The sequence below is a fragment of the Bacillus cereus group sp. BfR-BA-01430 genome, from assembly GCF_022663115.1.
GTDB classification, from domain to species: Bacteria; Bacillota; Bacilli; order Bacillales; family Bacillaceae_G; genus Bacillus_A; species Bacillus_A cereus_BD.
In genome coordinates this window covers 671685-692742 of record NZ_JAKUEW010000001.1, presented here as the reverse complement: position 1 = coordinate 692742, position 21058 = coordinate 671685, and the positions used below count along the sequence as shown (strand labels likewise).

The following is a 21058-nucleotide window of genomic DNA, read 5'->3' as shown; positions in this document are numbered from 1 at the left end:
TCACTTCGATACTGCCCATATTCGAAATAATTATAGCAAACTGAGAATAAAAATGACTACATTTTTTCGAAAAAATAATCTTCTTTCCTTTTACAGTACATGAAATTTATATAATAAAAGAAGCTCCTCCATAGAAGCTTCTTTTTAGTTCATTTCTATATCAGCAGAATGGATATGATGAATATGACCTTGATGGTCTTCTAATAGTAAAACGCCATCATCGGTAATCCCTTTCGCTACACCGGTAATCGTTTGCCTCATTGTACGAGCTATAATTTCTTTTCCAATACTCACTGCATAACTTTCCCATAAAAGCTTAACAACCGTAAATCCATTATTTAAGTATTCTTTGTACAGTTTCTCCATTTGTAAAAAGATTTGCTGCATAAGTTCTGCACGAACAATTGGTTTTCCTGACTCGATGGCTAAAGAGGTAGCAATTTGTTTAATCTCATCAACAAAATGTTCTGTTTGTTGATTGGCATTAATTCCAATCCCCATAATAACTGCATTAATTTTATCTGGATCAGCTTGCATTTCTGTTAAAATACCTACAGCTTTTTTTCCATTTATTAAAATATCATTCGGCCATTTAATCCCTACATCCACGCCCGTACATTTCTCGATTGCTTGCGCCACGCTAACAGCAGCTAATAAAGTAAGTTGAGGCGCATGATGAACAGGAATGGATGGACGTAAAATAATACTCATCCAAATTCCAGTTCCTTTTGGCGAATACCATTTTCGACTTAAGCGTCCTCTCCCTGCTGTTTGTTCTTCAGCAACGACTATTGTTCCTTCCGCTGCACCTTCATATGCAAGCTTCGCTGCAATATGCTGCGTAGATTCAACCGACTCTTCAAAGTATACCGTTCTCCCTATAAAGTCTGTTTGTAGCCCTAATTGAATTTCATTTGCTGTCACTTTATCTGGTTTACTCGTAATTCGATATCCTAAGCGGCGAACCGCCTCCAATTCATAACCTTCTGTGCGCAAATCCTCCATATGCTTCCACACAGCCGTTCTAGAACAACCAAGCTTTTCACTTATCGTTTGTCCAGATACAAATTCTCCATTTGCCTCAGAAAAAATTTGTAACAATTGTTTTCTCATAGTAGATTGCATTCTTCAATCCACCCCCTTATCGCCTCTTTCTCATTTTCCAATCGCTTCTGCAAAATTTCTTCTTCAATTTTTTGTAATACTTCCGCTACCCAAGGGCCTGGTGTTTTATCCGTCCAACTTAATAAATCATTACCGCTTACGTTCATTTCTTGACGCTTCTGAATCGGTAATGAATTAAATAATCTTTGCACTTCGTCTACTACAGACATATTGTATTCTTCTATCATCACTTGATAGACTCTCTCTGCCATAAGAGCAATTTGTACACCAGTTTGATATAGGAAAACTGCATCCCACTCTTTTGTCTTTCGAGCACGAATAGCTAACAAAACAGCCACAATTTCTTTTATTTTTTTATTTGAAAATTTCCATTGACGCAAAAATACAGACGGATGTTCTTCCCCTATACAATATAAGAAAAACGCCCATGCTTCAATTTCTGTTTCAAAAGGCCCCCAATTATACTCCGCAGCCTTTAAAATTTTCTCCTCTGACATTTGTAAGTACGGTAAATGCATAAACAATTTCGTCTCTACTAATTTTTGAAGTCCTTTTACACAGTATGGACCTGTTAATAGCTTTTCAAATTCAACAGTAATTCTTTCAATCGCTATATGTTCTAATAAATGACCGTAGCGCTCAATCGCACACTCTGTTTTCTCTTCTAAAGAAAATCCTAACGTACTCACAAATCGAATACCACGCATCATGCGCAGCGCATCTTCTTGAAAACGCTCTGCCGCATCCCCTACTGTCACAATTTCTCGTTTTTGAATGGCATCTTGACCTCCAAATAAGTCAATGATTTCTCCATCCTCACTCATCGCAATCGCATTCATTGTAAAATCACGCCGTTTTAAATCTTCTTCTAACGAGCGAACAAACTGTACACTACTTGGTCTGCGAAAATCTTCATAATCACTCTCTGTACGGAACGTAGTTACTTCATATGGTACACCATCTTGCAAAACGATAACCGTTCCGTGTTCAAGACCAACAGGAACGTGCTTTGGAAATAATTTCATCACTTCTTCTGGGAGAGCAGATGTAGCGATATCAATATCTCCTATCGGCCGATCAATAATAAAGTCACGTACACTTCCTCCTACAAAGTAGGCCTCATGTCCATGTTGCTTTAACGTCTCAATAATTGCTCCAGCTCTTTTAAATCGTTTCATTGTTGTCATCCCTTAATATGTCATAATAAATTGCCTCATATTGTGAAACGATGTTTTCTGAACGAAATTGCTCGTGCACCGTTTCTAATGCTTGGTCCGCCATATTTTGATGGAGCTCTTTATTTTGAAGAAGTTGTATAGCTTGCTTCGCTACCTCTGACGTATCACCAACTTCACATATATATCCCGTTTCACCATGTTTAATAACCTCTGGAATGCCCCCAACTCGCGAGCCAATACATGGCACACCACAAGCCATTGCTTCTAGTAAAACAAGACCAAAGCTTTCTTTTTCTGATAAAAGTAACATTACATCACTCATAGCAAGTAGCTCTGCTACATTATCCTGTTTCCCTAAAAACAAGACACGTTCCTCTATATGTAAATTTTTCACTAACTGTAAAATCGTACAAAACTCTGGTCCATCGCCAACAAGCAAGAGCTTCGCATTGACTTCTTTTACAACTTTAGCAAAAGCCTGCACAACGTCTTGCACACGTTTCACCTTGCGGAAATTTGAAATATGGATCAATACCTTTTCCTCTTCACTTATACCATATTCTTTTTTTAGTTGAGACATATCTCGCTGAAAATAGACACGCTCATCAATAAAATTATATACAGTCTGAATGTCCTTATTTGGTTTCACAAGTTCATTCGTTTCCTTAATCAAAGAGTGAGATACGGCAGTAACAACGTCGGATTGTTCGATACCAAATCGAATTAAATTATTCAGTGAAGGGTCTGAACCAAGTACAGTAATATCCGTTCCATGTAGTGTTGTAACAATTTTAATATGATCTCCAATCATTTGTTTTGCTAAATAGGCACAAATCGCATGTGGTATTGCATAGTGCACATGTAATATATCAAGATTTTCTCTCTGTGCAACTTCTGCCATTTTACTTGCCAATGCTAGATCGTACGGCGGATATTGAAAAACAGAATATTGGTTCACTGTTACTTCATGAAAATAAATGTTTGGATATACTTTATTTAAACGAAATGGAACACCTGATGTAATAAAATGAATTTCATGGCCTCTTTCAGCTAATTGCTTGCCCAGTTCTGTTCCAACAACTCCAGAACCACCTACAGAAGGATAACATGTAATACCTATTTTTAATTTCATTTACATCCTCCTATTAAATCAGCATGTAATAAAATTGGCTTCTTGCTCATAAATCCTTCCGCATACATAACTCCAACTTCTTTTCCAAACATTTTCTCACGAGCTACTACTGTTTCCACATATCCTTCTGTTAAAGGCGTTTTTACGCCATCACTTCCCGTTGTAAATTGACTTTCATATGCTTCTAATGCTGCTACCTTCTCAGAAAGATGTTCACTAATATCTACACAAAAGTTTGGCTTATGAAAACCATTAATCATATAATAATAAAAAGATTGCACGCGGTGCGGTGAAATTTCTGGCATATATTTGCGAATACCAGCTGAAAAGACTGCTTCTTCTACAAGCTTTGCACAATTGGCATGATCAGGGTGACGATCTTCATAGTATGGTGCAAAAATTAGCGCCGGTTTATATGTACGAATCATCTTTACAATTTCACGTATATATTCGTCTTTCATATATAGACCGCGATCAGGCATCGCCAAGTTTATTCGCGTCTTTACACCCATAATGCGCGCGGCCTCTTGAGCTTCTTTTTTTCTTAGCTCAATTGTTCCATTCGAAGATAAGTCCGCTTCTGTTAAATCACAGATACCAACTTCATATCCTTGTTTCGTATATTTGGCAATAGTGCCTGCCATGCCGATTTCAACATCATCGGCATGAGCACCAAACGCTAATATATGTAATCCACTCATAATAGTTCCCCTCATTTTCTAAACTTTCGGTAGTCTAAATCTCCCCGATCTAATGCATGCATTAACATTTCAGCACTTGCCATATTTGTTGCAAGTGGAATTGCATATACATCGCATAAACGAAGTAGTGCATTTACATCTGGTTCATGCGGTTGTGCTGTCAGCGGATCTCGGAAGAAAATGACCATGTCTAAATCATTTTTTGCAATCATAGCACCAATTTCTTGATCACCACCAAGAGGACCTGATTGATATCTTGTAACAGCAAGCCCTGTTGCTTCCATAATACGAAGGCCTGTTGTTCCTGTCGCGAAAAGTTCATGTTGTTCAAAAATTGGTTTATATGCGTATGCAAACGAAACCATATCATCTTTCTTTTTGTCATGTGCAATTAAGGCAATTTTCATCCGTTATCTCTCCCTTAGTCCATAATATTCTCTAAACCGTATACAAGATGATCCAAGTTCATTACTGTTTCGATAGAAAGTTTTACCCCTGACATAAAGGAAGCTCGATTGAATGAATCATGACGAACTGTTAACATTTGTCCATCCCCGCCAAATAAAACTTCCTGATGTGCAATTAAACCTGGTAAACGCACACTATGAATATGAATACCATCCACATTCGCACCACGTGCTCCTTTCAATTGCTCTGTTTCATTTGGATGACCTTGCTGCTTTGGCTCACGATTTTGACGAATTAAGTCTACTGTTTTTACAGCCGTTCCAGAAGGAGCATCTAATTTTTGATCATGGTGCAATTCAATGACCTCAACATCTTGGAAATATTTCGCCGCCATTTGAGAAAATTTCATCATCAATACTGCACCGATTGCAAAGTTTGGTGCAATAATGGTTCCCACTTCTTTTTCCTTCGCTGTATCTGTTAAGTGCTGTAACTCTTCTTCTGTAAATCCAGTTGTACCAATAACGGAGCGAAGGCCACGTTCAACCGCAAGCGTCACATGCTTCTTGCCCACCTCTGGTGTTGTTAAATCTAATAGCACATCTGCTTCAATCTCATCTAAACAAGTATGTAAATCTTCATAAATCGGAACATCTAACGCAGGCATTCCTGGTAAGTCTGAAATCTTTTCCCCACCATGTTTATAGTCAACAGCTGCTACAAATTGAAAATGCGGTGTTCTTTCCATAAGAAGAACTGCTTCATGTCCCATACGACCCCTAGGTCCTGCAATAATTACTTTAATGTCTTTCATCATTCTTCCTCTCCCTCTTCAATGCGTGTCCAACGATCTTTGTCACGTGTATTAAATTTATTCATTACAGTGTCATGCGCTGTTTCTAAATCAATATTTAAACTATTTGCCATGCAAATCATCACAAATAATACATCGCCAAGCTCTTCTTCAATCGTTTTCTCTTTTTCAATCGTTTTCTTTGGTTTTTCACCGTAATAGTGATTTATTTCTCTTGCAAGTTCACCCATTTCTTCTGTTAAGCGAGCCATCATTGCAAGCGGACTAAAATAGCCCTCTTTAAATTGACCAATATATGCATCTACTTCCTTTTGCATATCTTTCATCGTTTTTGATTGCATCTTGTTCACCTCTATTCCTTCCTCTTTCATGTTAGCCAATTCATCGCAATTTGACAAATATTATTCCCCCATATTTACCGATTTGCTCCGTTTTTTTGGATAGACTATAATAAAGTGAAATTCTCTTTCACAATGCTGTTTTTACAAAAGATTCGCCTAAACTACCCGAACTCTTACTGGCTATTCTTTTTTGTCATCTATTGGCCGTTTAAGCGGAGCAATGCAAATCATTACATGATTGAGGGGGCTTTCTATATGAAGACAAACTTGAAGATTCACAATGTTATTTTCATTCTTATTGGTTCCGCTATCTTTTCTTTCGGTATTGTTAATATTAATATTGAAAACCATCTAGCAGAAGGTGGATTTACAGGTATTACATTACTATTATATTTCCTCTTTTCACTCGACCCTTCCTATACAAACTTAATTTTAAACATTCCTCTATTTTTCGTCGGTTGGAAATTGCTTGGTCGAACAACATTTTTATATACGTTAATTGGAACCTTTAGCGTATCTTTCTTCTTATGGATTTTTCAACGTTATGAACTGTTTAAACTACATGTAAACTTGCAAAACGACATGACATTGGCAGCACTTTTTGCAGGTGCATTTATTGGTATTGGCCTTGGAATTATATTTAAGTATGGGGGAACGACCGGCGGCGTTGATATTATTGCGCGGCTCGCCCATAAATATATCGGTTGGAGTATGGGAAAAACGATGTTTATGTTTGATGCAGTTGTAATTGTTGTTTCCATCCTTACATACTTATCTTATCGTGAAGGCATGTATACATTAGTTGCTGTTTTTATCGGGGCGAAAGTCATTGATTTTATGCAAGAAGGTGCTTACGCTGCAAAAGGTGCTACCATTATTTCTGATAAAAATGACCAAATTGCTGACAAAATTTCATTAGAAATGGGCCGCGGAGCAACTTTTTTAAAAGCGGTTGGATCCTACACAAAAGTGGAACGAAATGTATTATATTGTGTCGTTGCTAAAAATGAAATTGTTAAATTAAAAAACATTATCACTTCCATTGATCCTCACGCCTTCGTTGCTGTTAGTGATGTGCACGATGTCGTCGGTGAAGGATTCACCCTCGATGAAAATAAAAATCCGTTACATCATTAAAAGAGAGAGAAAAGTTTTCTCTCTCTTTTAATGATGTATGTACTCCTTCAACTTTTCTAAATCTTCGTATATAATATCCAATAAACTTCGATTATAAAAAATAGATGCTGGATGAAAGGTAGGAAAGATATAATACTCTTTTCTTGTCCATACAAATTCCGAGCTATTTATATCTTTTAGCTTTCGTACGGATTGCTTCAGTAGTTTTCCGTGAACATCCGTAATCTTCTTATTTCGTCCCACTAAACGCTGTAGTCCAATATTTCCAAGCGTGACAATCATTCGCGGCTTTATTTGTTCCAATTCATAATCTAATAACGGAGCATGCGCAACAATCTCTTTTTGATTTGGTGTTCGATTATACTTTTTCTGAATCACTTCCCCGCTTTTTTCTTTTTTTTCTTTCCATTTATAAGGTCTACTTCGAACTGCACTCGTAATATACACTTCTTCCCTCGTAATATGAAGATGATTTAAAAATTCCATCAAATGTTTTCCTGCCCGGCCGCTAAACGGAATACCATTGTGAATTTCTGTCTCACCAGGTGCTTCGCCAACAAGCATGAATTTCGGATTTTTTGGGCCTTGTCCACTTAAAAAGCCTTCCAATTGATAAGGTGCGCTCTTTTCTTTCACATGCTGAATTAAAAAATCTGGATATTGCATCTGATCACCTACCTTATTGTACTTGTTCTTTATTTTCTCATTTTGTAACTACTCAGCTATACATTACATTTAGAAGTTTAATAAGTCGTATAATTGCTGCCATGAAGATAAAAATGGACCTACATCTCGCTGCATCTCTTTGTTTTAAAACTTTGCGCGGGGCAGAAAAGGGCACTGACCGCTCCTATGCATCGCCAGTCCCTCTCTACCATGTAAAAAAAGTTCTTGTCTTCCTTTTTTACAGAGTAACTGAGTAGTTACCTCATTTTTATCCTTTCACTGCACGCTGTCTTCCTATACTTCTACTCTCAAATTAAAGAATCGAAATGTTTTATCCTATATGGATAGAAAATAAAAAGACTATCAAAATCGATAGCCTTTAATCATCACTGCGCTGCATACCTGTATAAATTAATACGAGACGCAATAATTCAAATACTGCAACAGCCGCTGCTGCTACATATGTTAACGCCGCCGCATTCAATACTTTACGAGCTTGACCGTACTCATCCGTTGATACAATCCCCAGTGCCTCAATTTGTTGCATCGCACGTTTAGATGCATCAAACTCAACTGGTAAAGTAACAAGCTGGAAAAGTACACCTGCTGCCATTAAAAAGATTCCTAATAGTAATAAACCAGACATTTGAGCAAATATACCAATTAAAACAAAAACCCATGACATATTTGATCCAAAATTCGCAACGGGAACGAGAGAATGACGAACACGCATAAAGTTATAATCTTTTGCGTCCTGAATCGCATGCCCTACTTCATGGGCTGCTACAGCTGTTCCTGCAACAGAGTGTCCATAATAGTTATCTGTCGATAATCGAACTGTCTTTGTTGTTGGATCATAGTGATCTGATAAATGCCCTGGTGTTTCTTCTACTGCAACGTTGTACAAGCCGTTTTCATCTAATATTTTTCGAGCTACTTCCGCTCCTGTCATACCTGATGTAGAATATACTTGTGAATACTTACTATAAGCACTGCGTACTTTAGACTGTGCATATAACGGTATGATCATAATGATTGCGAAGTAAATTAAGTAAAACATCATGAACCTCCACCTAAGTCTTAATTATTAGTACTTTTCATTCTATTTTTTTCTTGAAACATTGTCAATAAAGAAACCTTACAATCCTCCCCTTTATTCGTAATATTAACGATTTTTAGATGTAAGGTTACTTTTACGCTTCGCCTTCTCTCCTTTATATTTTCTCCATCCAACATATGTTAATGTGAATAAAATAATCCCGCCTGTAATAGTCATAAACCAAATAAGAGATGTATCTATCCCATCTTTCTTTACTGTTTGAAATATTTTTTGCAAATCTCCTTTAATAATGCCTAATTGCGTTTGACCACTTTTATGTTTCAACATCATATTCCGAAATTCATCCAAATAGGATAAATGAGCATTCACACGCTGCGTTTGATTTTCTGGCAACGCAATCATAAGGCTTGGATAAATAATATCAAATTCATACAAAAAGGTATTTAATGATTGTTGAAAATCAGCCTCATCTTCTTGTTGCATGGCTTTTTCCATCTTTGCAAAGGCTCCCATCACCGACTCTTCTCGCTCCATCCATAGCGGTTGATATTTAGACACCTCAGCATCTACTGCCAATTGGAGCGCTAACGTATCATTTATCTTAATTTGTCTATCTACATGTTTTCCTTCAAGAGATTGCTGCGCTTTCTCATATGCTAATGAAATAATCCGAAAATGAGCAGGTGTCACTTTTTTTTGCTTTGTATATTCACTTTGTACAAATTGCTTAGAGAAATGTTGTAACACTTGAATTGCTTTTTCATCCTCTTTTTGTTTGACAAGTTGCAAAGAGTCATCTAACAGTCCTGCTAATTCATTCCATTCTTCAGCATATATACGTACTGGAAACATGATAAGCAGAAATGCTATCATTCCAAACAATGCTCGCTTCATTCCTGTCCCCCCTATAACTACTAGTACAAAATATGTTGAGTTGGACAAGAATAGAACAGAATGAAGCTGAAAATTATTTCTCCAGCTAGGCAAAGTTTCTTTTTACATATCTATATAAACAATAAGATAGTAGACTTCCACCTAAAATGAGCAATAATATCCCACATGCTGCGTGCATAAAGAATACCTCTGGTAACATATTAATAACCGGATCCTTTTCACTATCAAATTGCCAATAATCATTGCGAAATAAAAGTTTATGAAATAGTATAAAACTCTTTTCAAAATCTATAGCAATCGGTAATATCAGTATAACCGGAATAGCAATCGTTAAAATAGCACCATTTAATAAAAACTTAATTTGTCGCTTACGTAACATATACCATCCACCTAGCAAGGCAACTATGATCGTTACACACATTCCGTATTGAATATATACTAAAATATTTTTCACATCCACAAAATGAATTCTTCCCTCTGCGGACATATGTAATGTCGGAAACTGTAATGATCCTTCATAAAAAGGTGAAAGATATGTAATCAGTACATCATAATTCTTCTTAATTTCTGACTCACTCATATTTGCTAAATCTGGTATATTCAAAAGATGTATATCCGCATAATATAACCATTTTCCATAGACAACGATTACCGTTGCAATCGCAAAAATAGAAAATGCGATGCAATACGAGACGATTAAATTTATGAAGCGATTTAGAAACCTTATCCCTATCTGATTTTTATTCATTTTCTTTCCCCAATCCTTTATTCATTTCATAATGAAAATTGTTTTCGCCTGCTACTGAAACAATAATAATACGTAATTCCTAATACAGCTATACTGAGCCAAAATGTAAAATAACCAATTTTATCTACGAACAAATGCATAATGCCATACCGTGGCATTTGCCAAAATAAGTAATCAATCGCATCATTATGTAAAATCCATAGACCTGAAACAATAAGATGCCATTTTTTCATGCGGGTATATGGCGCATATAATAGCCCTTGCATAGCCATTGCAAGATGCGACAAAACGAGCATATAACTCATCATTCCAAGCGGCTCCTTTATCACAAATAGAATCCCATTCACCACAACAGCCCAAATGCCATATTTCATTAAAGTAACAATTGCTAATGCCTCTATCAATCCCCAATTTTTCTTTTGCAAAAACGCGATCAAAACAAATACAAAAAAGAGACTTGCCATCGGACTATCTGGAACAAAAGGCCAAAATAAATACGAAGTCTCTCTCAACTGCTCTTCATACCAAATAAATCCATAAATTGTTCCCAATATATTAACAATCAGCAACAACCATAAAACAAAACGTTGCCTTAAAATTGCATATAAATATATCACTCTCTCTGTACAACACCTTTCACACAACATAAAATCTTGTTACGCATAAATAATAAAGAAAAATTCTACTCTATTATAGCAAAGTTTTTCTTTTCATTAACAAAGCCGACTACAAATTTGCAGTCGGCTTCCTTCTTATTTTTCATTATATTTCGCTATAAATTCCGAAAGTTTCTTCAATTCTTCATCCGTTCCTTTAAATACCCCTTTCGGCATTGCCCCTTTTCCATCTTTTGCAATCTTAGCAATTTCTTCTGGCTTTAACGTTAAGTTTTGCAGTGCTGGCGCTGCTGCTCCACCTTGTAAATTATCGCCGTGACATGTTAAACATGTATTCTTTTCCAATAATTTATAACCTTCATCGTTTTTATCAACTTGTACCGTCTTAACAATTTCACCTTGTTTTTTAGCAGCTTCCCAATCATGATGTGCTACAGACTCCCAAGTTAAGTAAACAATAGACGCGATTGCTAACAGCATAAATCCAGTTGCTACCGGACGCTTCAACGGGCGTCTTTCAGGGCCACGATCAAGAAACGGCGCTAACATTAATGCCCCAAAAGCGATACCTGGCATAATAAATGCTCCAATTACTGTAAATGACCCTGAAGCGTATGAATATTTTAAGAGCTGATACAAAAATAAGAAATACCAGTCTGGCAATGGTATATATCCTGCATCTGTGGGATCTGCCATTCTCTCAAGTGGTGATGGATGAGCCACTGTTAAACATAAATAGCCGATTAAAAAAACGGCACCAACCATCCATTCTTTTAACAAGAAGTTTGGCCAAAACGCTTCCGTTTTGCCCGGATATTCGGAATAATCTTTCGGAATATTTTGTTTTCTAACTACAGGTACCCGCGAATCTCCTACAAACTTCATCCCTTTGCCGCGATGCATAATCTCCCTCCTTTATTTCTTTTCCCCTTTAATTTTGTAATTCTTATAGCGGACCGGAAATACCTTGTTTGCGAATCATGATGAAGTGGAAGGCCATTAAGCCTAGAAGTGCTGCTGGTAAGAAGAAGACGTGAATAGCGAAGAAGCGAGTTAATGTTTGAGCACCGACAATTTCGGAATGGCCAGCAAGTAAAGTTTTAATATAAGGACCAATGAGCGGTGTTTGCTCAGCAATTTGAATCCCTACTTTTGTTGCAAATAACGCTTTCATATCCCACGGTAATAAATATCCGGTAAAACCAAGACCTAGCATAACAAAGAAAATAAGAACGCCTACAATCCAATTGAGTTCACGAGGCTTTTTATAAGCGCCTTGAAAGAAAACTCTAAGTGTATGTAAAAACATCATTACAATTACAAGACTAGCGCCCCAATGATGCATACCGCGAACAATTTGTCCATATGCAACTTCATTTTGTAAATAGTAAACTGACTCCCAAGCATTTTTTATATCTGGTACATAGTACATCGTTAAAAACATTCCTGATAAAATTTGAATAACTGTTACAAAAAATGTAAGTCCTCCGAAGCAGTAAACGAATGCTGAGAAATGATGTGCTGGATTGACATGTTCGGGTACTTCGTGATCAGCAATATCACGCCAAATCGGTGTAATATCTAGCCGCTCGTCTACCCAATCATAAATTTTATTTAACATCTATTTCGCACCCCCTCGTGGCTTAGCTTTTCCTAAATAAAGTGTTCCACCTTTTACTTTCGATTCGTACACATCTAATGGAGCAAGAGGCGGTGTACCTTTAATATTGACGCCATCTTTTGTGTACCGTCCAGCGTGACACGGACAATAAAATTGATTTGGATGCGCCTTGTCAGAATTCCAGTTTACTGTACAACCTAAATGCTTACAAACCGGAGAAAGCGCAACAATGTCTCCGCTTTCATCTTTATACACCCATGCAGATTTAGGCTCCTCAGACTTGTACCATCCATCAACTTGTTTTACCTTAAAATCAAAACGTTTTGGCTCTGTCGTAACCTCTTTTACTTGTGCAACAGCAACCAGCTCTCCCCCATCTTCTTTTCTTAATACTGGATCAAGTGCAAAGCGTGTCATCGGCATTAAAACTCCAGCTGCCATAAATCCTCCCACACCTGTAAGTGTGTAGTTCAAAAACTGTCTTCTTGATACACGATGCTCTTTCTCACTCACGAAAATTTCCCCCCTCTATCAGAAATTGTCCCCTCGTGACAAAACCGTATAAAAATAAACACTAGGACACTATCATGATATAATACCCACATTCGCAGGTCAATATCACACTTCTCCCAATAATGAGAAATATATATTTATTTTATATTTTCCCATTTTTCAGTTAATAAGTCCATTATATTTTTCATATGAGCATGAATGACTTCTCTTTTTGCTTGATCGCTAAGTTGATCTAATGATATAGCCGGCAACCAAAATAATTGTCCTTGTGATACATTAGCTTGTTTCCAAGCAACGTCACTTGTCACATACACAATATGCTGCACGCCTTGCTCTTGTAAATGATTCGTCCATCCTTCCAGTCTCTCTTTCTCTTTTTCTTGATTTTCTGCTAAGTAAGTAAAAGCTGGTAATAGCAGAACTCTCCCTTTATATTCTCTCTCTAACGCCATGCTCAAAACCTCAATAAATTCTCCTTGTTCTACAAGCGCCTTCATCTCTTTCGCTACTGAAATTGAGAGAAGAGGTATAATACACGTATCTACATATTCCCTTGCTTGTACAAACTGTTCTGCATCTTTTACAGCCCATCTCAACTTTCATCCCTCCTTCTCATAAATCTCTACACAAATGACAGAACTTTCACTTTATATATATTAAACCATACTAAAACAGGTAAAAAAAGAAAAACCACCCAATATAGGTAGTTTTTCTTAAAAAGTCAGAAAGTTGTCAAAAATAAAATGAAGATTTAAGCAGCAGGAGTTTTCTTCATCTCTACTGATGAAAAGGCCTACTTCTTACTATCTTTCTTGTTGCTCCACATCTTAAGGCGGAGTCTCGCTTCTCATAAAATAGCGAAATAAACAACAAAAATATTTATAAAGTTTTCAATTCAGCTGTTAGTCTACGAAAAGCTTCTTGATCATGATTGTCTAACGCCTCGTCAATTTGCTTTAAAAGACGATTTCTTCGGAAAGAAAAAACACTTTCTTCTAAAAAGCGCTCTGCAAGTAAACGATCCTTCTCATTTACTTCAATATGCTTTGGTAAATATGGATTTTCCTCCAATACTGCCACATAATTTGGGTTTTGGAACGATGATTTAAAATTAAGTTGAATATAAATATCTTCATCCCGATTGAGACGAATATCATGAAAAGATTTTTCCGCATCCGTTGTCATTACATTTTGTTTAAAAAAATGAAACGGAGTTTCTTTCACGCAATTAGCTGACATAATCAAGCCACGCGGACAATATTTTGCATGTTCTACAAAGTGAACTTTATGCATTAATTGATCGTGACTCATTAAATAATTTAAAATCCATACACATTCACGCTGTTTCAGTTGGTAATTATTTAAAAACCATTTCACAAAATCCTTCTTCTCGTTTACAGAAACAGGGGTATTCATAGCGCCTAAGTCCCTCCTCTGTCTTTCTTTTTTTTATTTAGATTCAAGAAGTAGCATTCAGTTTCCTTCCAACTTATGAAAAATCCTCTAAATTATATAACAATTCCTCAATATGAATTTGTGTCGGATCTAGTTGTATTAAGCGCGTAAATACTTCTTTCGCCTCTTTTCGCATACCTTCTTCTAATAAGAAGTAACCGTACTCTTCCAAGAAATCCGGATGATTCTTAAAAGAAGTATATGCACTTTCATAGTGTTTTAATGCATCCGAATACATTTCTAATTGTTTTTTAGCAAACGCAAGATCCCAAAGTAATTGCGTATCTTGTTCTCCACTTTCTCTTGCATATTCTACAACACGAATTAATTCTTCGTATTTCTCTTGCTCTTTTAAGATATAGGCATATTTTAATGTTGCTCCTAAATGTCCTGGATCTAATTGCAGAGCCTTTTGAAGAACTTCTTCTGCTTCCACCATCTTTCCTAGCTTCGCTGCAATATTTGCCAGTTCTACATAAAGCGGCACGGATAACTCATCGACTTTAATACCGTCGTGAAGTGTTTCATAGCTTTCTTGAAGCATCCCTTCTTTTTCATAGCATTTCGCCAAATACATATATAATGATGCGTATTCTGGATCTAATTCCTTCAATTCTTGCCAAACATTAATTGCTCGTTGATATTCTTCTCCTTGATAAAGAGTAAATGCATATCCGAATAAAGAATGAATATCTTTCTGTTCTTCCAATCCTTCTTCATAATAAGGGATTGCTTCTTCCCAATTTCCAATCGCACTTAACGTTTCTGCAAGGCGAAGAGCAATAACAACGCCTCCCATTACTTTATGTTCAGCAAGTAATGATTGGTAATACTGAATCGCCTTTTTCTCTTCTCCTTTACTGCTATACAATTCAGCAAGACCAAATATAATGACAGGCTCTTCTGGCATGATTTCTTTCGCCTTTAATAGTTTTTGTTCGGCAACATCATCAAAACCTTGCATTTGGAATAAATCTGCAACAAGTAATAAAGATTGTACATAAAAATCGTCATCTTCAGGAATATCATGAAGTACCTCAATTGCTTCATCTTCTTTATCCAAATCAATATATAGCTCTGCTAAAAATATTGTAAATTCACTTTCTTCAGGATATAGAAGGTGTAAATCTTCTACAATCGCGAGCGCTTCCTCCACAAACCCAAGTGTATGATAATAGCGAGCAATATCGTATTTCTCCTCGTCCGTCCCTTGCTTCACCTGTTCTTTTAATTGCTGTAAACCTTTTTCTACCTCTCCATTTTCAATATAGGAAACAGCTTGTTCAAACTTTTGCATATATATCTCCTTTAATCTAAAAATATTCTCATCTATTCACTTAATCATAAACAACAGTTGACTACTAAGCAACTAAAAGGAGTGGAAAAGAATTTTCTCAAATAAAGTGCATTCCTTTTATTTACAAAGATGCCAACTGATCAAAAAAGTTTGGGTAAGATACGGAAACCGCTTCACTTCTTTGTATTTCAACCTTGCCATCAGCGATACAAGAAGCAATCGCAAGCATCATTCCAATGCGATGATCCCCATGACTATCAACAATACTTCCTTGTAGCTTCTGATTTCCATATATAATCATACCATCTGATGTCGCTTCAATTTTTACGCCTAGCTTTTGCAATTCTTCTACAACTGTATCAATACGATTTGTTTCTTTTACTTTTAGTTCTTCAGCATCTTTAATAATCGTTGTGCCAGTTGCTTGTGTCGCTAGTAAAGCAATAATAGGAATTTCATCAATTAATCTTGGAATTAACGAGCCTCCAATTTCTATTCCTTGTAATTTTGAAGTTTCAATTATAATATCTCCACATGGCTCAAATTCTTCATTTCGTACATGATCAATCGAAAGAATTGCCCCCATTTTTTGCAAAACATCTATTATCCCTGTTCTCGTTGGATTTAAGCCAACATTTTTTAAGACGATTTTACTATTCGGAACAATCGCACCTGCAACTAGGAAAAAGGCTGCTGAAGAAATGTCACCAGGCACCTCAATCTCCGTTCCTATGAGAGATTGTCCTCCTCGCAGTGAAACTGTTTGGTCCGTTACTTCTACTGTACAGCCAAATGCACGTAGCATACGCTCAGTATGATCGCGTGATTGTAATGGTTCCGTTACCGTTGTAATACCCTCTCCTTTTAATCCAGCAAGTAAAATTGCTGATTTTACTTGTGCGCTTGCAACAGGAGAATGATAATGTATCCCTTTTACATTCCCGCCTCGAATCGATAATGGCGTATATTGTCCATCTTCTCGACCATCTATTTGTGCATTCATTTGACGAAGAGGACCTGTAACACGTTTCATAGGACGTTTTCCAATAGAATCATCTCCTATTATTGTACAATGGAAAGGTACATTTGCTAAAATACCAAGCATCAGTCGAATGGTCGTTCCGGAATTCCCCACATCTAATACCTCTTTTGGCTCTTTTAATCCACCTAATCCTTTTCCATATATCGTGACATCGTTTCCACTTTGTTCAATTTTCACACCGAGTTTTCGAAAACATGCAATGGTACTTAAACAATCTTCTCCTAATAAAAAATTTGAAACTTTTGTTGTACCTTCCGCTATCGCTCCAAACATAACAGCGCGGTGTGAAATCGATTTATCTCCAGGTATCGTAATCGTTCCATTTAATCCTTTTTCTCGCCTTATATTTGCCATCCTTTTCCCTCCTATATGTTTACTTATATATGTATGATCTATCTCTATTGTACAGCTTTCTTTCTCTGCCGTGCAAACACATAAAACGAAACTTTTCATAATGTCATTTCACAAATTACAGATCAGACTACAAGCATCGATATTCACTTTCACCACTCTCCTTGAATCTCGCGGTGAGAGTCTTACTGCCCTAAAATAGCGGAATAAAATAAGCGGCTCCCCTTATAGGAGGCCGCTATTATCAATTAAGAGTATGTCTCTTCTTTCTTCACATGTTCTTTCACGAGATTTGCAAGCAACGCAATAACCTCAGCATTCTCTTCTTTTAAACCAACGGTGATACGAATACCATCCAATAAACCAAACGGTGCACCCGATCGAACAACATATCCTTTTTTCATTAATCTCTCAAACACTTCGTTACCTGGAAGACCAATCTTTAAGAAAATAAAATTCGTTTGAGATGGATAATAAAACACATCATATTCTTTGCAAAATTGATAATATTGTTCTAAACCTTCCGCATTCTTTTTCACACATTCTTGTAGAAAGGATTGATCGTCTATTGCCACTGATGCCACGACTTGTGCAACAGTCGATGTATTAAATGGCAATCTTGCTACTTCCAACTTCTTTATTAACTCTGCGTGTCCTACAGCATACCCAATCCGAAAAGCAGCTAATCCGTAAGCTTTCGAAAATGTACGCAACACCATAAGGTTTTCATATTTTTCAAGAAGTGGTAATGTTTGCGGATAATCTTCAGCACCTGCGTACTCATAGTATGCTTCATCCATAATAACAAGCGATGACTTTGGAACATTCTCTAAAAATGAAAGTAATTTCTGCTTTTCTACATATGTACCAGTCGGATTATTCGGATTACAAATCCAGACAATGCGCGTATTGTAATCTACTTGCTCAAGCATAACATCTAAGTCATGAACCCCATCTTTTAACGGTACTTCACGAACTTCAGCCCCTTCGATCATAGCATGATGACGATATTGAGAAAAAGTCGGCCTCGCCATCACAACATTTGTGCCTTTATGTAATAAAGCACGACTAATCATCTGAATAACCTCATCCAATCCACTGCCAAATAGGAGTTGCTCTGGCTGCACTTTCAAATGATTCGCTACTTTTTGACGAAGTTCAAAGGCAGCGCCATCTGGATATAATGCATATCGCTCAGTTAATGAAGCGAGTGCTTCTTTTACACGTTTCGAACAACCGAATGGATTTTCATTCGATGCTAGCTTAACAATTTTCGATAGTCCATACTCTCTCTTTACTTCTTCAATGTTTTTGCCAGGTACATACGCATTTAAACTTAACAACTGCTCTTTCACTTTCATTTTTCTTCCCCCAGTCATTTTGTTTAATTCAGTGGCAATACAAGAAACCTTTTCTTATACTACATACTCTCTTACAGCCGTCACCATCATTAAAAGTTCACTTCTTCACCTAGTACCATATCTTTTTGAAATGCTTCTAATGAAGTGTGAACGGTCTTATCTGAAATAGATACGACATGCACGCCCCCATATTCCTGCATAAGTACCATACGAATTGTTCCAGCATTTGCTTTTTTATCTTGTTTCATCACATTTACAAGACGCTCCACATTCAAATGCCTTGGCATGCTTGGGTAACCGTACTGCGAAAGCCACTGTTTTAATTCTTTATACCCGAGGTCAATCTTATACATTTGTTCACTTAAAAATATGGCAAATAACATGCCGATTGCAACACCGTCACCATGCGTAATATTGCCATACCCTAATTCTTTTTCTAAAGCATGTCCTAACGTATGCCCAAAGTTTAAATGCGCACGCACTCCTTTTTCTGTCTCATCTTGCGCTACAATCTTCGCTTTAACAGGGATTGCACGTTTTAATACATAAACTAATTTATCATCTCGTAAATCCGCTAATGTTGTCACATTATTTTTTAACCAATGATATAATTCTACATCTCCGATTAAAGCGTGCTTGATTACTTCAGCAAATCCAGAGCGCCATTCTTTTTCAGGCAATGAATCTAGAAATGGCGTATGGTATAGCACCGCTTCTGGCTGATGAAACGCCCCGATCATGTTTTTCCCTAAAGGATGGTTAATAGCCACCTTCCCGCCCACTGCACTATCATGTGCCAACAGTGTTGTCGGTACTTGAACAAAGCGAATCCCTCGCATAAATGTAGCTGCTACAAATCCTGCTAAATCGCCAATCATTCCGCCACCTAGTGCAATGATTAAAGAATTACGATCGAGCTTGTTCTCAAGCCCCGCTGTATGGACTGCATAGAAATTTTCAAATGACTTTTCTTTTTCTCCACTTGGAATAACAAATGAAAACACATCCTGCTTTATTTGTAAAGCCTCTTTTACTTTTTGTAAATGCAAGGTTGCAACAGATTCATCAGAAATAATCATAATATTTGAAACAACTGGTTTCATATGTTGAACAAACTCTTTTAAAGAGGATAGTACATGCTGGCCAACATATACATCATATTTTTTGGATATTGTTTGAATGTGTATACTTTCCATTAAAATTCCCTCGCATATTCATTATGTCTCTCAATATTTTCACAAATACAATCCATTCGATCTGCTCCAAATTGTTCCACTAAAGCTGTAGCTAGCTCCCATGCAACAACTGCTTCCGCTACAACACTTGCCGCTGGTACAGCACAACTATCAGAGCGCTCAATACTTGCTGAGAAAGTCTCTTTCGTTTCAATATCAACACTTTGGAGAGGCTTATATAATGTTGGAATAGGTTTCATAACCCCGCGAACAACAACTGGCATGCCCGTTGTCATACCACCTTCTAGACCGCCAGCATGATTCGTTTTTCTCGTGTACCCTTCTTCTTCGTTCCAAAGAATCTCATCATGAACTTGACTTCCTGGGCGATGAGCCGCTTCAAATCCAATGCCAATTTCCACACCTTTAAAGGCATTAATGCTCATAACTGCTGCTGCTAATTTCGCATCAAGCTTTCTATCATAATGCACATAGCTGCCAACTCCAATTGGCATTCCTTCCACAACAACTTCTACAATACCACCAATAGAATCACCACTTGCTTTCGCATCATCGATCGCTTGCATCATCTTTTTCCCAGCTTCTTCATCTAAACAACGAACAGGAGATGCTTCGGTAATTTCTTGCAATTGTTCAATCGTTTCGTAAGTCGTTTGTTCAGCTCGTACACCACCAATTTCGATTACATGTCCTGCAACTTTAATACCAAGCTCTGCTAACACTTTCTTTGCCACAGCGCCTGCCGCTACTCGAACTGTAGTTTCACGCGCTGAAGAACGCTCAAGTACGTTTCTCATATCTCGATGACCATATTTAATGGCACCATTTAAATCAGCATGCCCTGGTCTTGGTCTTGTAATTTGTCGTTTCATTTCTTTTTTTTCTTGCTCAGTTAAAGGGGCTGCTCCCATAATTTTCGTCCAATGGGTAAAATCCTTGTTTTCTACAACAAGTGCAATGGGTGCACCAATTGTGTGACCATGTCTTACACCACTTACAATTTGAACTTGATCCTTTTCAATTTGCATGCGTCTCCCTCGGCCGTACCCTTTTTGTCGTCTCGCTAACTCGGCATTTATATCATCCGCGACTAGAGGTAAACCTGCCGGAATCCCTTCCAAAATCGTTGTCAGTTGCGGACCATGCGACTCACCAGCTGTTATATATCTCATCGGTTATTCCTCTTTTCTTATATGTATTTCGTGTTCTAGCAATGTTCTATGCACCATGCTAAAAAAACTGAAATCGCATGATAGAACACGCTATTTGTTTAACTATAATTTTCTTTTCCGTTAATTGTCAAAAGGAAAGCTCTTTATGAATCGAACTTTTACTTTATGTATCAATATATCACACTAAACTTAGCTTCGTAACTATTAGAAATGAAAAAAGTGCAAGAGG

The 21058-nt window shown here is 37.1% G+C and carries 23 protein-coding genes; 1 reads left to right on the top strand and 22 read right to left on the bottom strand.

From position 1 onward, the window contains the following. Positions 1-144: 144 nt before the first annotated feature. The 7 genes from MR058_RS03605 to MR058_RS03575 are packed head-to-tail and all read right to left on the bottom strand — an operon-like array spanning position 145 to position 5699. Complete coding sequence (locus MR058_RS03605; protein WP_242142676.1) at positions 145-1125, bottom strand: biotin--[acetyl-CoA-carboxylase] ligase; 981 nt, start codon at positions 1123-1125, stop codon at positions 145-147. Next, a complete protein-coding gene (locus tag MR058_RS03600; protein ID WP_242142675.1) occupies positions 1110-2303 on the bottom strand; it encodes a CCA tRNA nucleotidyltransferase in 1194 nt (397 codons plus the stop codon). The genes MR058_RS03605 and MR058_RS03600 overlap by 16 nt, the downstream gene beginning before the upstream one ends. Next, positions 2290-3435 (bottom strand): N-acetyl-alpha-D-glucosaminyl L-malate synthase BshA, encoded by a 1146-nt coding sequence (bshA, locus tag MR058_RS03595; RefSeq protein ID WP_242142674.1) that lies wholly within the window; start codon positions 3433-3435, stop codon positions 2290-2292. Before bshA ends, MR058_RS03600 begins: the two co-directional genes overlap by 14 nt. Then, complete coding sequence (gene bshB1 / locus MR058_RS03590) at positions 3432-4136, bottom strand: bacillithiol biosynthesis deacetylase BshB1 (RefSeq protein ID WP_242142673.1); 705 nt, start codon at positions 4134-4136, stop codon at positions 3432-3434. The genes bshA and bshB1 overlap by 4 nt, the downstream gene beginning before the upstream one ends. 11 nt (positions 4137-4147) lie before the next feature. Continuing rightward, on the bottom strand, positions 4148-4543 hold the full coding sequence (gene mgsA / locus MR058_RS03585) for a methylglyoxal synthase (protein WP_242142672.1): 396 nt from the start codon (positions 4541-4543) through the stop codon (positions 4148-4150). 14 nt (positions 4544-4557) lie between these two features. Then, the gene (gene dapB, locus MR058_RS03580) at positions 4558-5358 is read right to left on the bottom strand and encodes a 4-hydroxy-tetrahydrodipicolinate reductase (RefSeq protein WP_242142671.1); all 801 of its coding nucleotides are present in this window, start codon (positions 5356-5358) and stop codon (positions 4558-4560) included. Then, entirely contained in the window at positions 5358-5699 is a 342-nt protein-coding gene (locus MR058_RS03575; RefSeq protein ID WP_242142829.1) for a nucleotide pyrophosphohydrolase, read from the bottom strand. The genes dapB and MR058_RS03575 overlap by 1 nt, the downstream gene beginning before the upstream one ends. 255 nt (positions 5700-5954) lie before the next feature. Between MR058_RS03575 and MR058_RS03570 the strand changes: the two genes are divergently transcribed. After that, positions 5955-6836, top strand: a complete 882-nt coding sequence (locus MR058_RS03570; protein WP_242142670.1) for a YitT family protein — start codon at positions 5955-5957, stop codon at positions 6834-6836. Positions 6837-6863: 27 nt separating this feature from the next. On the opposite strand, the gene MR058_RS03565 is transcribed toward MR058_RS03570, so the two are convergent. The 15 genes from MR058_RS03565 to aroC form a co-directional block, all read right to left on the bottom strand. Further along, a complete protein-coding gene (locus MR058_RS03565; RefSeq protein WP_242142669.1) occupies positions 6864-7502 on the bottom strand; it encodes a uracil-DNA glycosylase in 639 nt (212 codons plus the stop codon). Between the two features lie 379 nt (positions 7503-7881). Next, positions 7882-8565: a zinc metallopeptidase gene (locus tag MR058_RS03560; protein ID WP_242142668.1), complete on the bottom strand. Its 684-nt coding sequence runs from the start codon at positions 8563-8565 to the stop codon at positions 7882-7884. A 102-nt stretch (positions 8566-8667) separates the two neighbouring features. After that, positions 8668-9456, bottom strand: coding sequence for a sporulation protein YpjB (gene ypjB / locus MR058_RS03555; RefSeq protein WP_242142667.1), 789 nt, complete (start codon positions 9454-9456; stop codon positions 8668-8670). 85 nt (positions 9457-9541) lie between these two features. Beyond that, positions 9542-10204: a lipoprotein intramolecular transacylase Lit gene (gene lit / locus MR058_RS03550; RefSeq protein WP_242142666.1), complete on the bottom strand. Its 663-nt coding sequence runs from the start codon at positions 10202-10204 to the stop codon at positions 9542-9544. A 26-nt stretch (positions 10205-10230) separates the two neighbouring features. Next, positions 10231-10821, bottom strand: coding sequence for a lipoprotein heptaprenylglyceryl N-acetyltransferase LhaT (gene lhaT / locus MR058_RS03545; RefSeq protein ID WP_472927007.1), 591 nt, complete (start codon positions 10819-10821; stop codon positions 10231-10233). 135 nt (positions 10822-10956) lie between these two features. Further along, entirely contained in the window at positions 10957-11724 is a 768-nt protein-coding gene (qcrC, locus tag MR058_RS03540; protein WP_242142664.1) for a menaquinol-cytochrome c reductase cytochrome b/c subunit, read from the bottom strand. Between the two features lie 43 nt (positions 11725-11767). Then, positions 11768-12442: a menaquinol-cytochrome c reductase cytochrome b subunit gene (qcrB, locus tag MR058_RS03535; RefSeq protein WP_000932700.1), complete on the bottom strand. Its 675-nt coding sequence runs from the start codon at positions 12440-12442 to the stop codon at positions 11768-11770. Further along, positions 12443-12955 carry a Rieske (2Fe-2S) protein gene (locus tag MR058_RS03530; protein WP_242142663.1) on the bottom strand — a complete coding sequence of 171 codons (513 nt, stop codon included), beginning with the start codon at positions 12953-12955 and terminating at the stop codon, positions 12443-12445. A gap of 137 nt (positions 12956-13092) precedes the next feature. Beyond that, on the bottom strand, positions 13093-13551 hold the full coding sequence (locus MR058_RS03525; protein WP_242142662.1) for a YpiF family protein: 459 nt from the start codon (positions 13549-13551) through the stop codon (positions 13093-13095). A gap of 283 nt (positions 13552-13834) precedes the next feature. Then, the gene (locus tag MR058_RS03520; RefSeq protein WP_242142661.1) at positions 13835-14371 is read right to left on the bottom strand and encodes a ReoY family proteolytic degradation factor; all 537 of its coding nucleotides are present in this window, start codon (positions 14369-14371) and stop codon (positions 13835-13837) included. Positions 14372-14444: 73 nt separating this feature from the next. Beyond that, positions 14445-15707 carry a tetratricopeptide repeat protein gene (locus MR058_RS03515; protein WP_242142660.1) on the bottom strand — a complete coding sequence of 421 codons (1263 nt, stop codon included), beginning with the start codon at positions 15705-15707 and terminating at the stop codon, positions 14445-14447. A 121-nt stretch (positions 15708-15828) separates the two neighbouring features. After that, positions 15829-17103 (bottom strand): 3-phosphoshikimate 1-carboxyvinyltransferase, encoded by a 1275-nt coding sequence (aroA, locus tag MR058_RS03510; RefSeq protein WP_242142659.1) that lies wholly within the window; start codon positions 17101-17103, stop codon positions 15829-15831. Positions 17104-17348: 245 nt separating this feature from the next. Next, complete coding sequence (gene hisC / locus MR058_RS03505) at positions 17349-18461, bottom strand: histidinol-phosphate transaminase (protein WP_242142658.1); 1113 nt, start codon at positions 18459-18461, stop codon at positions 17349-17351. Positions 18462-18550: 89 nt separating this feature from the next. Then, on the bottom strand, positions 18551-19657 hold the full coding sequence (gene aroB, locus MR058_RS03500; protein ID WP_242142657.1) for a 3-dehydroquinate synthase: 1107 nt from the start codon (positions 19655-19657) through the stop codon (positions 18551-18553). Continuing rightward, the gene (aroC, locus tag MR058_RS03495; RefSeq protein ID WP_242142656.1) at positions 19657-20829 is read right to left on the bottom strand and encodes a chorismate synthase; all 1173 of its coding nucleotides are present in this window, start codon (positions 20827-20829) and stop codon (positions 19657-19659) included. Before aroC ends, aroB begins: the two co-directional genes overlap by 1 nt. Between the last annotated feature and the right edge of the window lie 229 nt (positions 20830-21058).